Below are 13630 nucleotides of genomic sequence, written 5' to 3' on the forward strand. Positions count from 1 at the left end.
CCGGTAACCATTTCCGGCGAGGTACCCCAGCTGACCTGCGGCATGATGTCAGAGGCTTCCAGCTCCACCACCTTATCGAACACCGCATCATCATCACTGCGCAGGGTGCGCCAGTAGGCAACCGCCTTTTCCCAGTCATCACCCCTCGGCGAGAACGGACGTCCTTTCACATAATCAATGGTGGTATCGTCCACCGCCACCATGCCAACCCGGGCACCGCCTTCAATAGCCATGTTGCAGATGGTCATGCGGCCTTCCATGGACAGATCCTGAATGGCCTCACCACCGAATTCCACTGCGTACCCGGTGCCACCGGCGGTACCGATCCTGCCGATGATGGCCAGCACCACGTCCTTGCCGGTGACGCCCTGGCCCAGCTTGCCGTTGACCCGCACCAGCATGTTCTTCATCTTCTTCTGGATCAGGCACTGGGTGGCCAGCACATGCTCCACTTCCGAGGTGCCAATACCGTGAGCCAGGGTGCCGAAGGCGCCGTGGGTAGAGGTATGGGAATCGCCACAGACCACGGTCATGCCCGGCAAGGTGGCACCCTGCTCCGGCCCGATCACGTGAACAATACCCTGGCGCTGATCCATGATCTTGAACTCAAGAATGCCGTACTCATCACAGTTCTTGTCGAGGGTTTCCACCTGGATGCGGGAAACGGGGTCCACAATCCCTTCGATGCCCATGGCGCGATCCGTGGTTGGCACGTTGTGGTCCGGGGTGGCCAGATTGGCGTCAATCCGCCAGGGTTTACGACCCGCCAGACGCAAACCCTCAAAGGCCTGCGGAGAGGTAACTTCGTGCAGCAGCTGCCGATCGATGTAGATCAGCGCCGAGCCGTCATCACGCTGCTTGACGAGGTGATCGTCCCACAACTTGTCGTATAAGGTTTTGCCCGCCATGGTTGTCTCTCTCAATCCTGGGGTTGTTCGGAATAGTGCTGTGGTTATCTTATGCGCCTTTTAAAATAACCTCAATTCATGTTATTTATTAATATGATTCCATAATGGAATGCAATCCCGATCCGAGACAGACAGCACCCCAGGAGAAGCGGCATGGACTCAGGTGCCCTTAAGGCCTTTATCACCGTGATCGATCACGGCTCATTTTCAGAAGCCGCTGAGGTGCTTCATTTAACCCAGCCCGCCGTAAGCAAACGCCTGGCAGCCCTTGAAAACCAGCTGGGCGCCACGTTGCTGGATCGCAGCCAGCGCCAGTTGCGCCTGACTGACGCCGGCGCAAGGTTGCTGCCTTACGCCCGCCGGATACTGGACGAAGTCCACAATGCCCGTCAGGCCCTGAACTCAAGCGGTAATGGTGTATCCGGTAACCTGGCGCTGATTGCCAGCCACCACATCGGCCTGCACCATTTACCCGCCTGGCTGCGAAAACTGAACCGGGACTACCCGGACGTATCGCTGGGACTGCAGTTCATGGACTCCGAAAGCGCTTACGACCGCATGGCCAGACGCACCGCCGAGCTGGCCTTTGTCACCCTCAGCGAAACCATGGAACAGCGTTTTGAAGTGCAGGTGCGCTGGGAAGATGCCATGGCATTTGTGGTAGCCCGGGAACACCCCCTTGCGGACCTGGCGAACCCGAGTCTGGAAGATCTTGCCCAATACGACGCCCTGCTGCCGGAAGCCGGCACGGCCACCTACCGCACCATCAGCCGGCTTTTCCTGGACCAGGGCCTGGACCTGAAACCCCAGATGCCCACCAACTACCTGGAGACCATCAAGGTCATGGCCGCCGTAGGCCTGGGCTGGAGCGTACTGCCGGAACGCATGGTGGACGACACCCTCACCGTCATTGACCTGCCCCACCGGGTAACCCGCTTCCTCGGCGGCATCAGCCTGCGGGGGCGGGAGCTGAGCCCCCAGGCCCGGGCCTTGCTTGCAATAGCGGAGGAGCTGCAATGAAATCTCTGGCCAGCAGCTGACGAAACGAAGCTGACCTAACGCGCTGGTCCGACATACTCAGAACAAGACTGGCGAATGAGTGCTCGAACCATAAATCTAAATGATTCTATTTTAATGTGTCATTAAGTTCGCTACCCTTGGCGCGTTTCTGGCGCAAGCGGAGTGGACCATGAGTAAGCCTTTCCAGAAGAACACCAGCAGTTACGCAGCCCTGGTGCGACTTTTGCGCTATGCCAGAGGCTATAGGCGCCAGCTCGTCGCCGCGACCACCTGCTCTATACTTAACAAGCTGTTCGACATTGCCCCGGAAATCCTGATTGGTGTTGCTATTGATGTGGTGGTCAATCAGGAAGAAAGCTTCGTGGCGGGCCTGGGGTTTGAAACCGCCCAGGAACAGATCACCATTCTGGCGGTCCTCACCTTCTTCATCTGGGCCGGCGAATCCATATTCGAATACCTGTTCCAGATCCTCTGGCGCAACCTGGCCCAGCGCCTGCAATCCGACTTGCGGCAAGACGCCTACGAGCACGCCCAGAAACTGGACATGAGCTTCTTTGAAGCCCGCAGCTCCGGCCAGCTTGTTTCCACCATGAACGACGACGTCAACCAGCTTGAGCGCTTCCTGGACGGCGGCGCCAACGCCATGATCCAGGTGGTGGTGACCGTTGTTGCCGTTGGTGCCGTGTTCTTTGTACTGTCTCCCCTGATCGCCCTGCTGGCATTCACGCCGATTCCGCTGATCGTCTGGGGCACGTTTTATTTCCAGCGCAAGGCCGGCCCTCTGTACGCGGATGTGCGGGAGAAGGTGGGCGACCTGTCCAGTCGCCTGGCCAACAACCTGGGTGGCATAGCCACCATCAAGAGCTTTACCGCTGAAAGGCGTGAGGCCGCGCGCCTGAAGGCCAGCAGCGAGGCGTATGTGGAGGCCAACCGCAGGGCCATTCGTATCAGTTCAGCCTTTATTCCAGTCATCCGCATGGCGATTCTGGCGGGATTCCTGGCCACCTTTACCGTCGGCGGCATGATGGCGCTGGAAGGTAACCTGAACGTTGGCGCTTACGGGGTTCTGGTGTTCCTGACCCAGCGCCTGCTATGGCCATTGACCGGCCTTGCAGAAGTGATCGACCTGTTCGAACGGGCCATGGCCAGTACCCGCCGCATTCTCGACCTGCTGGCCGAGCCGGTGCATGTGCGGGACGATGCCAGCGAAACCCTGGAGCAACCGGTAAAGGGTGAAGTCAGCTTTGCAGGGGTGAGCTTTCACTATCCGTCCAGCGGTGCCGGTATCGACAACATCTCCGTACAGGTGCCGGCCGGGAACACCCTGGCGCTTGTAGGCGCGACCGGCTCCGGCAAGTCGACACTGATCAAGCTGTTGCTGCGTTTTTACGATCCGACGGGCGGCCTGATACTCATCGACGGGCAGCCCATCCAGTCCGTCAGCCTCAAATCCCTGCGGGAAGCCATCGGGCTGGTGAGCCAGGATGTTTACCTGTTCGAAGGCAGCATCCGCGATAACCTCGCCTACGGCTTCCCGGAAGCCAACGATGAACAGATCATTGAAGCGGCAAAAACCGCTGAAGCCTGGTCGTTCATTGAAGCGCTGCCAGAGGGATTGTCTACCGCCGTGGGAGAACGGGGTGTGAGGCTGTCCGGCGGACAGCGCCAGCGCCTTTCCCTTGCCCGCGCCTTGCTGAAAGACCCTCCCATCCTTGTTCTCGACGAAGCCACCAGCGCCGTCGACAATGAAACCGAGGCCGCCATCCAGCGCTCGCTGAAGCGCATCGGCCATAACCGCACGGTGATCATGATCGCTCACCGCCTGTCCACCATTGTGGACGCAGATACGATTGCGGTAGTGGACGGAGGTCGGATTGTGGAGTCCGGCCGACACGAGGATCTGCTGGAAAGCAACGGCGCCTATACGGCCCAATGGCGGGTACAAACCGGCCAGGCATAGCGCCTGGCCCAGCTATCAAGAAACACAAAACATAATTGATAGTAATTCGCATTTAGATTATGCTGCAGGCCTTCAGAATCATTGGAGCCTGCATGCCTGCGTTCTTCGAAGTATCCCGCCTGGATGTGAACATCGGCGACACCGCCATCCTCAGGAACATCAACATCGACTTCCGGGAAGGCGAGGTTACCGCTTTGCTCGGGCATAACGGCTCCGGCAAATCCACACTGCTCAAGGTTCTGGCTCGCCAGATCTCGCACACTTCCGGCGACGTCAGCCTGCTGGGCACTTCCTTCCGCACCACAGGCGCACGGGAATTTGCCCGCACCGTTGGCTACCTGCCCCAGCATCCACCGGGCACCGATGGCCTCACGGTAAGGGAGCTCGTTGCCCTGGGCCGATATCCCTGGCGCGGGCCACTGGGCCGCTACAACAACGAAGACCATCAGTTGATCGACCAGGCTATCGCAGACACCGGGCTCAACCGCTTCCAGCATCGCTCTGTGGATACCCTGTCCGGGGGCGAACGTCAGCGGGCGTGGATCGCCATGCTACTGGCCCAACAAACCCGCTGCCTGCTGCTTGATGAGCCCATCTCGGCACTGGATGTAAAACACCAGGTGGAAACCCTGCGCCTGGTGCATCGCCTGGCCGAAGAAAGGGAGCTGACCGTAATCGTGGTTCTGCACGATGTGGACCTGGCCGCCCGCTTCTGCGATCGGCTGGTGGCACTGAAAACCGGGCAACTGATTGCAGACGGCAGCCCCCTGCAGATTATGGATTCAAAGATACTGGAAACCATCTACGGTGTCCCCATGGGCGTGATGGAGCGTGCACCGGGGCAGTGGGTTTCCTATGTCCATTAAGTATTTCCCAAGAGCCCTTGTAGCACTGCTGTTTATCGGCTTGCTCTCGTTACCGGCCAATGCTGAAACCTGGCAACACGAGTACGGTACCATCACCCTGGATGACACCCCGAAGCGAATTGTCACCCTGAACTGGGCTGCCACCGAAGCTCTGCTTTTGCTTGGCGTAACGCCGGTGGGCGTGGCCGACCGGGATGGCTACGATGTATGGGTGAATGAGCCGGTGCTTCCAGCCGGTGTTCCCAATATCGGCACCCGCGTGGCGCCAAGCCTGGAAGCCATCGCAGAACTGAAACCGGACCTGATCGTCACCAGTTCGGAAATGGCGCCTGCCTCCAGCCTGCTTGAACGGATTGCACCGACCTACGTGATCAGTGTGTACAGGGAAGGCAATCGGCCCTTCGAGAAGGCCCGTGAAATGCTGACCACACTCGCTGACATGCTCGGCCGGGAAGACCGGGCCAACGCCATTCTGGCAGACATCGAACAGACCCTTAAAACCCAGCGCCAACGCCTGGAAGACGCAGGCATGACCGACAAGCCGGTGGCCCTGGTGAATTTCCTGGATGACCGACATGTGCGTGTATACGCGCCCAACAGTCTGTACCAGACCACCCTGACGGCTCTCGGGCTTGAAAACGCCTGGCCCCTGGAGGGCAATTTCTGGGGATTCTCGGTTGTCGGGCTGGAAGCCATCGCCCCGTACCAGAACAGCCGCATTGTAGTGATCTCCCCGATTTTGCCCGGGCTTGCCGACACATTGGCCAGCAGCCCTTTCTGGACCTACCTGCCCCCGGTCAGGCGTAACCAGGTGTACCGGATAGACGCGGTGTGGCCCTTCGGCGGTGTGTTTCCGGTAAAACGGCTGGCCACCATGCTGACGGATGCCCTGCTGGAAGGAGGCTCCGACAATGTACGCTGAAGCCTCCGGCCTGCCTGCATCGCGCCCCACCATTCCCGCAACACTGCCAGTAGCGGCGGTTATTCTGTGGGTTGGCGCGCTGATTGCCAGCTTCGCACCCTGGTTGGGCGAACTGGATACCGGCGCGCTGGTGTCGGCGTTCTGGACCTTTGATCCAGACCACTATTCCTCGGTTCTGGCCCACTACAGCTGGGCACCCCGGGTGTCCATCGCCATCCTGATCGGCTGCGGGCTGGGGCTGGCCGGGGCCATTACCCAGCAGGTGCTGGGCAACCCGCTGGCCTCCCCCACCACCCTCGGCGTGGAAGCGGGCGGTCAGTTCGGTATTACCGTAGCCACACTGTTTGCGCCCGGACTGCTGGCCTTCAGCCCCGACCTGGCAGCGATTGGTGGTGGTTTGCTGGCCATCGGCATGGTGATCGCGCTCACCTGGCGGCTCGGATTCTCTCCGGTCACGGTGATTCTGGCGGGGCTGGTCATCACCTTCTTCCTGGGCGCCATGAACATGGCGTTCCTGCTGCTCAAGGGTGAATGGCTGGGCAATCTGTTTATCTGGGGCGCCGGTTCGCTGGTACAGAACAACTGGGGGCCGTTCATGGAACTCTGGCCCCGGGTAATTGTCCTCGCCATTCTGATGTTGCTGCTGATGCGGCCGCTGCAATTACTGCAACTGGGGCAGACCTCCGCCAGTGCCCTGGGCGCCAGAATCGGGCTTATACGGGCACTGGCGCTGTTTCTGGTGGTGCTGATGACGGCCACGGTTGTCAGCCGGGTTGGCGTGGTGGCCTTTGTGGGCCTGGCTGCGCCAGTTCTGGCCCGGCTCTTGGGCGCCCGCACACTGGGCAACAAATTGCTCTGGAGCACCCTCATGGGGGGCGGTCTGTTACTGCTGGCCGACACCCTGGCGCACTGGGCATCCACCTGGGGTGATGGCTCCCTGGTGCCCACGGGCACCACCACCGCCCTGATTGGCGGCCCGGTCATCCTGCTGGCGCTTCAGAGTTTCAGGAACACCTATCACATGCCGGGGAAGGAATCCGGCCCGGGGGGCTTTCTGCCCAGGCGCCGATCACCCGTTCTTGTTACCTGCATCGTTACCACATTGCTGGTAACCACCGTGGTTGTCTCCATGGGCTGGGCTCCGGGGCTGGACGGCTGGCACTGGACATCAATAACGCAATGGGGCGATGCCTGGGTCTGGCGTGGGCCCCGGCTGCTGGCGGCCATGCTTGCCGGGGTGGCGCTGGGGCTGGCCGGCACACTGATTCAGAGGATGACGGGCAACCCCATGGGCAGCCCGGAGATGCTGGGCATCAGTGGCGGTGCCGCTTTGGTGATGGTGTTGATCGTGCTTACCGGCGCCGAAGTCAGCCGCATTGGCCAGCTTGGCGCGGCGACACTCGGCGCCGCTGGCGCTCTTGGGCTACTGATTCTGCTCGCCCGCAAGCACCGGTTTGCAGGGAATCAGCTCCTGCTCGGTGGTCTGGCCCTGTATGTGTTTATGGACGCCGGTCTGCGGCTGGTAATGGCTTCCGGCGGCACCGTCGCCTCGAAGCTGCTGAACTGGATGTATGGCTCCACCTGGCTGATTTCTGAAAGCGAGGCTTTCGGCCTCTTGGGCTTTGTCGTGCTTGTCAGCACCTTGCTGTTGTTGATTGTGCGTCCACTGACCATTCTGCCCCTCGGCGATACCGCAGCGGCGTCTCTCGGGCTTTCGGTCTCCCGTGCCCGGCTGTTGCTGCTGCTACTGGCGGCGGTATTGACCGCTGCCGCGACCGTGGTCATTGGCCCCCTCAGTTTTGTGGGACTGATCGCCCCGCACCTGGCAAGAGTGCTGGGGCAACAAACCGTCGGCCGGCAGATGATTGTGGCGGCCCTGGCCGGGGGTCTGCTGCTTGCGGTGGCGGATTATCTCTCCCGGATTATTGTCTTCCCCAACCAGTTGCCTGCCGGCTTGCTGGCTGCGCTGGTGGGCGGTATCTATTTCCTGTGGGGGCTGAGCCGCCATGGCCGATCCTGAACACGCCGGGCTGTCAGGCACATGGGCCGAGCGTTACGGCCGGCTGCTGGCATCCGCCGGGCTGGACCGGGAGTCTGTCCTCGCCCAGGCACTTCAACCTTCTGCCGACAAACGCCCTGGTCTGTTTTCTCTGGCGCAGTGTCTGAAACAGCCGACACTGCTGATCGACCAGGTCAACACCGATGACCCGGAAGCTTCCGATTCCCGCGCTATCCGGGCCCGGATTTCCGTGCTTCAGCAGGATCTGGCGTTAAACGTGATTGCCCCACTGACCCTGCGGCTGTTCCGGGATGGCCAGGCTCCCCTGCCCGATCCCCGGCGCATTTTTCTCGCTCCTGTTGAGCATGGGGAACCGGTGACGTCCCGTTGGTTCCAGGCCCCGGGTGTGCCTGCTGTCGATGAGGAAAGCTTTGTCCGCTCGGTCGGGAAACTGACACAGGATTGGTACCCGGTGTTCAGGCAGCGGATGGGGGTGAGCCCCGGAGCCTACTGGAGCAGCATCGGGCTCGGGTTGGGGGCGCCGTTTTCGGCGGTATGGAACCTGGCAGAGCCTGCGGAAACCTGTGATCTGGCCCAGCGCTGGCTGGGGGAGTTTCGCAATGACGCCAACCAGTTCATTGACTGGATTCCGGCGGTGTTCAATGGGCAAACGACGGCCATCCCCCAGCGGAAAGGATGTTGCCTGAAATATCTGTTGCCCAAGGGTGATTATTGCGGCACTTGCGGGGTGTATCGCAAGGAGCGCCTTGCAGCCCTCACGCTCCAACAGCGGAGCCCAGAGCCAGGCCAATGGCAACCAGGCCGATAACCGCACCAGCGCCTGCAGCCAGTTTTAACCCTTCTATCATTTCCTGTTCGGGCGTCATTCCTCTTCCTCCCGTTAGCTATTGTTAGCTATTAATGAGGGGTGGGAGGAACTTCCCGCCCCTCTCTCCGCCCGTGTATCAGTAGACCCAGGATACGGTCAGGCTGGCATTTACCGGTTCTCCATAGAACCCCTGAGCAGAAGCGCCAAACTTCTTGAGACTCTCGATGTATTTTTCGTCGGTCACATTGTTCACGTTCAGTGTCGCGTTCCAGTCATGGGCGAAATCGTAGCTGGCCATCAGGTCCACCACCGCATAGCTCTTCTGCTCGGTGACGATCGTGGCTCCGGCATTGGGTCCGGTGGTGGCAACCCCCTGTTCCTGGCTGATGGCCGATTGCCAACGCACCTTGCTGCCGACCTGCAAGCCTTCTATTCCCGGTACTTTCCAGGTTCCCCGCAGCTGCGCCAGATGTTTCGGCACAAAGGATTTGGCAGAACTGCCATTAGCATCTTCAATGTCCACATAGGCGTACCCGGCGAATAACTGAATCCTGTCTGTAACGTCACCTACGAATTCGAGCTCAAGGCCCTGGCTTTCAAGTCCGTCTATGCCGCGATAGTACGCCTCTGGAGTACCCGCGAAGGTGCCTGCAACGTCAGCCACGTTCTGTTGTTCCGTCTGGAAAAGCGCAACTGTGGTGTTCACCCGGTCATTGAGGAATTCGCTCTTCAGGCCCAGTTCGTAGTTCACGCCATCTATCGGGTCCAGGCGATCACGGTTGATGTCCAGCTCGGTTTGCGGCGTGAAGATTTCGGTGTAACTTGCGTACACAGAATGATTGTCGTTCAGATCGTAGATCAGCCCGGCGTAGGGCGTTTCAATCGCGTCGTAACTGGTGGTTTTCTCTGCGCCGTAGCTGGTGCCTTTACTGTCGAGCCAGGTCAGACGAACACCAGTAATGGCTGTCAGGTTGTCGGTCAGGGTCCAGCGGGCAGCGGCGTAGGTGGCGGCTTCACGATCCGTCCAGTCTGATCCGCCAACACCATTGTCGAATGTGGGCCGGGGATAATTGCCATCCCACTCGTTCAGGGGTGGCAGCGCGTTACCAATGCCCTGACCATAGCGGGACTCGTCCACCGTTTCGGAGCGCGACCAGGTGGCTCCCAATACCAGTTCATGGGTCCGGTTTGCCAGCTCAAAGGGGCCGGTCGCATACGCGTCCACCACCCACTGCTCTGCGTTGAGATCGTATTGACTCGGGTAGGCCAGCAGCCCGTCACCGGTTTGCGGATCCGGCGTGCCGTATTGGTAGAACAACTCTGATTCACTGTCATTCTCCAGCCGGAATACGGTGCCTTTGGCCTGCCAGCCGCCAGCCAGCTCCTGCTGCAGCTCCACGAAACTGTTGTGCTGGGTGTTGTCCCAGTAGGACCAGTCCGAAGCGGTGCTGGTTGATCGGGCGAAGTCTGTTGCGGTGCCATCGGTGTAGAACAGGGGCAACGCGCCCCAAAGCGGGCTGTCGGTGTCCGAGGTCTGTATCGAGTGGCCCAGTGTCAGCAGTGTGGTGTCCGTCAGGTCTGCCTCAAGCACACCGTAGAACATCTGCTTTTCGTTGCTGTAGCGATCCAGGTAGGAATCCTTGTCCTCGTAACCTGCAACCACACGGCCACGCACGGCCCCGGATTCCGAAACCTCGCCCGACACATCTCCCACAATGCGCTTCTTGTCCCAGGATCCCCCGGTGACCGCGACAGAGGCATTGGTCTGCGCTGTCGGGCGTTTGCGGATGAAGTTAACGGTTGCCGCCGGGTTACCGGAACCGGCCATCAGGCCGTTCGCACCTCGCACCACCTCAACCCTGTCAAAGAAGGCCGTATCCAGTTCGCCCTGTACGTTGTCGTATACTGCCGGAAGGCCGACGCCATCGTACTGGAAGTTGTTGATATCGAAACCGCGGGATGTGTAGTAGGTGCGGTCCGTCTCAACGGATTCCACGGTCACGCCGGTGGTTCCCTCCAGCACATCGTTGATATCGTTTTGCGCAAAATCGTCCATCTGCTTGCGCGTCACTACTGTTAACGCCTGGGGTATTTCCCTGTGACTGAGCTCGATCTTCATAGACGTTGTCGTTGCACCACTGGTGTAACTACCGGAGGACTCCGACGAAACCAGGCCACGCTCTGCGGATACTTCCAAGGCTTTCATTGTTGTAGGTTCGTTCTCCTGGGCAGAAGCGAAAACAGGAAAAGTTGCGCAAGCGACCGCAGTGAGCAGCATTTTGCGGCAGAACATTGGCTCCGGATATAGGGACATCTTTAACTCCGTTACTGACTTAGATTGAGGTTAGCTGATGATTATATATCTTAATGATAATTGTTATTATTCACAAAAAGCAATTATCTCTTGAACCCTGTTACCCGACATGCAAACAACGTCGCTCCGGCCATGTTCCACTTTCAGGAAATGAGGCCAGGATGTGTGCGTGACTCCCATGGAGCGGTCCGCAAAAAAGTTCGGATGAACCAGCGCCACCTGTGTGGGCAACCGTACATACTCCGCTGACGACGAAGGCTAGTCTTTCTTCGCGGGTAAATGCTGACTGAGCCACGCATTATCGGTCGCTGTTTACCATTTGCGAGTGAAGGAGAGGCTGATGATACGTACTGACGTCACAGGTGCCGCTGACAGAAATCTGATTCCCGTGCCGGATCTGTGCGCACGCTTCCTGGAGTTTTTGGCGGACGATAGCTACCCCTGCGTGGGAGCAAAACTGGCTTTGGCCCGAGACACCATTGAAACCCATGAATTTGGTACGCTGGATGATCCGGGAAATGACGAACCTATGGCCGACGGGCTGTCCCGGTTTGTTGAGATGATTGAGGGGACGGACTGGCCAGAAGGCATCGTGCACTCCTATGTGGCCATCTTTAATGGGCCGTTCAATATGGACGAGCTCGGTTTCGAGGCGTTGATGTGGTCACAGTTGTGGCGGTTGCACCAGCTGGATGTTACAGCGGGCAATCCTGCTGCCAACGATGTCAGCAGTGATACCGAGAGTCCACAATTCAGCCTGAGCATCGCCGGCCATCCGTTCTTCGTAATCGGACTCCACTCCCATGCGTCGCGACTGGCCAGGCGTTTCAGCCACCCGGTACTGGTGTTCAACTCCCACCGCCAGTTTGAAAAACTGAGGGCGGACGGACGCTTTGAAAAGATGCAGGCAGCCACCCGGGCACGGGATGTCGAGTTGCAGGGCTCCCTGAACCCCAACCTGGCCAATTTCGGCGAGGCCAGTGAAGCCAGGCAGTACAGCGGCCGAGAGGTTGGAAACAGCTGGCAGTGTCCCTACGACTTCAGGGAGTAATGGGAAACATGGATGTAGCAGCCGTCAGGATTCTGCCCTGTTCTGCGCAAACCGTCGAGCTTGCCACGGGTGATGAGTTGATCATTATCGATCCCGAAGGTCAGCAGGTGAGCGATCTGGTCGCTTTTGGCAATCCGGATCGCAGGGAGTATCTGTCTTCAGGACGCTCTCTCGATTACGCAGGCCATCTATGGCTCACCACAGGTGACATTCTTTACTCGAACCTCAGCCGGCCGATGTTCACCATCATGGAGGATACCTGCGGCCGCCATGACTTTACGCTGACGCCCTGCTCAAAAGACACCTTCCGGATTATCTACGGGGAGGACGAGGGGCGTCCGGGCTGCGAAGGCAATCTGGTGGCGGCACTCGAGCCCTTTGATATCGGGGTTGACCGGATTCCCATCGCATTTAACGTATTCATGCACGTTGCGGTGGATGCCACGACCGGAGAGTTCCGGGTTCTCCCGCCCCTCAGCAAAGCCGGAGATTTCGTAAGCTTGCGGGCCGAGATGCCTCTGCTAGTGGCGATGACGGCATGTTCTGCCGGGCAGTCGAACAATTTCTGCTTCAAACCCATAGATTTCCGGGTTGTACGCCACAGGAGTTAGGCTAAAGTAACTGGAAAGTCCGGCGGTGAAGCAGGGAGTCGAAACTATGGGGGGCCAGAACGTCGACCCCGCACTCGCGTCAGCATTGAAGCAGTTTGATATGGCACTGGCGGACTTCGCCCGCGCTCGCCGCACCGACCCCAAGGCCTCCAGCCTGGGTCTGCTGGAACGAGCCCGCATGCTGATGACCCTGCCAGGGGGCTTTGATGCTTTGTACCGACGGGTCCGCTCGCTGGAATCCGCCGGTATCTTCGGTACCAGTGACTGGGCTCAGCCAGCTACCCTTCAGCCTGCGTTAGCCAGGCACTCCCTGCGGGAGGCCGGGGCCGTAACCACCATTGTAGAAGCCATCAGCGAATTGCGGATGCTTGCGGTCGTGCACGGTGACTACTTTCATCCCGGTATTTCGGCAGAACAGGCGCGCCATTTTCTGACTCAGGTTATGGCGCTGAACCTGGACCTGTTGTCAGGGCAACTCACGGAAGCCGACCGGGAACGCCCGAAGCAGCTTGGCCATATTGTCCAGGAACTATACCGTTATCTGATTTCCCACCTTGGCTATGAAAGCCTGCTGGACAGCCTGGTGGCAGAGGTCTGGCGACTGCTGGACCAGGGGCCGGTTCAGGTCGACAGCATCTGTGAGATGATCGGACAGATCGCCAGATGCCTCTACGACCCCAACATCAAAACCACCGGCATCGCCGATGCCACCCGCCTGGTCAATGCCCTGTTCGCACCCACTCCGGGTAGCGTCGAAGACCCGGGCTTACAGATCTATGAGCAGCGGCTGGCACAGATGGATAGCGTTACCCTGTCAACCGAAGCCACCTGGTTTGCCCGCAGCATGCACGACACGGGTCTGGCCTCCGGCTACCACGCGGTCATGCTGCGATTTCTGCGCAGCAGTCATCAGGAGGATCTGATTCCGGTTACCCTTGGGCTGACCATGACTGGTCTGGACGATCTCTACTGCTACACCGAGCTGGTCCACGCGCTGATAGACGAGGCCATCTATCCGGAAACCTGCCAGGCTGTCTATGGCCTTACCATGATGCTGGAGCGGGGCTCGCTGTTTACGCCCTCCGTGGCCCAGGCCCTTTGGCGGCAGATCAACCTCCCGCTTTCAGCGGAGACCGCACACACTCTTCAG

10 protein-coding genes and 1 pseudogene are annotated in these 13630 nt (G+C 59.4%); 9 read left to right on the top strand and 2 right to left on the bottom strand.

Annotation, left to right across the window (positions count from 1 at the left end; translation table 11 throughout):
* A partial coding sequence (locus AAC035_RS10390) for a 3-isopropylmalate dehydratase large subunit (RefSeq protein ID WP_339803544.1) occupies positions 1-908 on the bottom strand: 908 nt, incomplete at its 3' end.
* 153 nt (positions 909-1061) lie between these two features.
* On the opposite strand from AAC035_RS10390, the gene AAC035_RS10395 reads away from it, so the two are divergent.
* From AAC035_RS10395 to AAC035_RS10420, 6 genes are all read left to right on the top strand, one after another.
* Positions 1062-1928, top strand: a complete 867-nt coding sequence (locus AAC035_RS10395; RefSeq protein WP_339803547.1) for a LysR family transcriptional regulator — start codon at positions 1062-1064, stop codon at positions 1926-1928.
* A gap of 169 nt (positions 1929-2097) precedes the next feature.
* A complete protein-coding gene (locus AAC035_RS10400) occupies positions 2098-3888 on the top strand; it encodes an ABC transporter ATP-binding protein (protein ID WP_339803550.1) in 1791 nt (596 codons plus the stop codon).
* 92 nt (positions 3889-3980) lie between these two features.
* Complete coding sequence (locus AAC035_RS10405; protein ID WP_339803553.1) at positions 3981-4754, top strand: ATP-binding cassette domain-containing protein; 774 nt, start codon at positions 3981-3983, stop codon at positions 4752-4754.
* Positions 4744-5676 carry an iron-siderophore ABC transporter substrate-binding protein gene (locus AAC035_RS10410; RefSeq protein ID WP_339803556.1) on the top strand — a complete coding sequence of 311 codons (933 nt, stop codon included), beginning with the start codon at positions 4744-4746 and terminating at the stop codon, positions 5674-5676. Before AAC035_RS10405 ends, AAC035_RS10410 begins: the two co-directional genes overlap by 11 nt.
* Positions 5666-7696: a Fe(3+)-hydroxamate ABC transporter permease FhuB gene (fhuB, locus tag AAC035_RS10415; RefSeq protein WP_339803558.1), complete on the top strand. Its 2031-nt coding sequence runs from the start codon at positions 5666-5668 to the stop codon at positions 7694-7696. The genes AAC035_RS10410 and fhuB overlap by 11 nt, the downstream gene beginning before the upstream one ends.
* The gene (locus tag AAC035_RS10420) at positions 7683-8504 is read left to right on the top strand and encodes a (2Fe-2S)-binding protein (protein ID WP_339803561.1); all 822 of its coding nucleotides are present in this window, start codon (positions 7683-7685) and stop codon (positions 8502-8504) included. The genes fhuB and AAC035_RS10420 overlap by 14 nt, the downstream gene beginning before the upstream one ends.
* Before the next feature lie 136 nt (positions 8505-8640).
* Here the strand turns inward: AAC035_RS10420 and AAC035_RS10425 are convergent, their stop codons facing one another.
* A complete protein-coding gene (locus tag AAC035_RS10425) occupies positions 8641-10710 on the bottom strand; it encodes a TonB-dependent siderophore receptor (protein ID WP_339803563.1) in 2070 nt (689 codons plus the stop codon).
* 448 nt (positions 10711-11158) lie between these two features.
* Here AAC035_RS10425 and gntA point away from each other — a divergent pair, with 448 nt between their 5' ends.
* The 3 genes and pseudogenes from gntA to AAC035_RS10440 all read left to right on the top strand — a co-directional run.
* On the top strand, positions 11159-11869 hold the full coding sequence (gntA, locus tag AAC035_RS10430; protein WP_339803566.1) for a guanitoxin biosynthesis heme-dependent pre-guanitoxin N-hydroxylase GntA: 711 nt from the start codon (positions 11159-11161) through the stop codon (positions 11867-11869).
* 8 nt (positions 11870-11877) lie between these two features.
* The gene (locus AAC035_RS10435; protein WP_339803569.1) at positions 11878-12480 is read left to right on the top strand and encodes an urea carboxylase-associated family protein; all 603 of its coding nucleotides are present in this window, start codon (positions 11878-11880) and stop codon (positions 12478-12480) included.
* Between the two features lie 46 nt (positions 12481-12526).
* Positions 12527-13630: pseudogene (locus AAC035_RS10440) on the top strand (hypothetical protein); the annotation flags it as partial.

It is taken from the genome of uncultured Marinobacter sp. (assembly GCF_963974375.1).
Classification (GTDB): domain Bacteria; phylum Pseudomonadota; class Gammaproteobacteria; order Pseudomonadales; family Oleiphilaceae; genus Marinobacter.

What these genes read in the sequence shown, in the direction of transcription:
- AAC035_RS10395 (WP_339803547.1), top strand. Translation starts at nt 1,062, where the DNA reads ATGGACTCAGGTGCCCTTAAGGCCTTTATCACCGTGATCGATCACGGC.
- AAC035_RS10400 (WP_339803550.1), top strand. Translation starts at nt 2,098, where the DNA reads ATGAGTAAGCCTTTCCAGAAGAACACCAGCAGTTACGCAGCCCTGGTG.
- AAC035_RS10405 (WP_339803553.1), top strand. Translation starts at nt 3,981, where the DNA reads ATGCCTGCGTTCTTCGAAGTATCCCGCCTGGATGTGAACATCGGCGAC.
- AAC035_RS10410 (WP_339803556.1), top strand. Translation starts at nt 4,744, where the DNA reads ATGTCCATTAAGTATTTCCCAAGAGCCCTTGTAGCACTGCTGTTTATC.
- fhuB (WP_339803558.1), top strand. Translation starts at nt 5,666, where the DNA reads ATGTACGCTGAAGCCTCCGGCCTGCCTGCATCGCGCCCCACCATTCCC.
- AAC035_RS10420 (WP_339803561.1), top strand. Translation starts at nt 7,683, where the DNA reads ATGGCCGATCCTGAACACGCCGGGCTGTCAGGCACATGGGCCGAGCGT.
- AAC035_RS10425 (WP_339803563.1), bottom strand. Translation starts at nt 10,710, where the DNA reads ATGAAAGCCTTGGAAGTATCCGCAGAGCGTGGCCTGGTTTCGTCGGAG.
- gntA (WP_339803566.1), top strand. Translation starts at nt 11,159, where the DNA reads ATGATACGTACTGACGTCACAGGTGCCGCTGACAGAAATCTGATTCCC.
- AAC035_RS10435 (WP_339803569.1), top strand. Translation starts at nt 11,878, where the DNA reads ATGGATGTAGCAGCCGTCAGGATTCTGCCCTGTTCTGCGCAAACCGTC.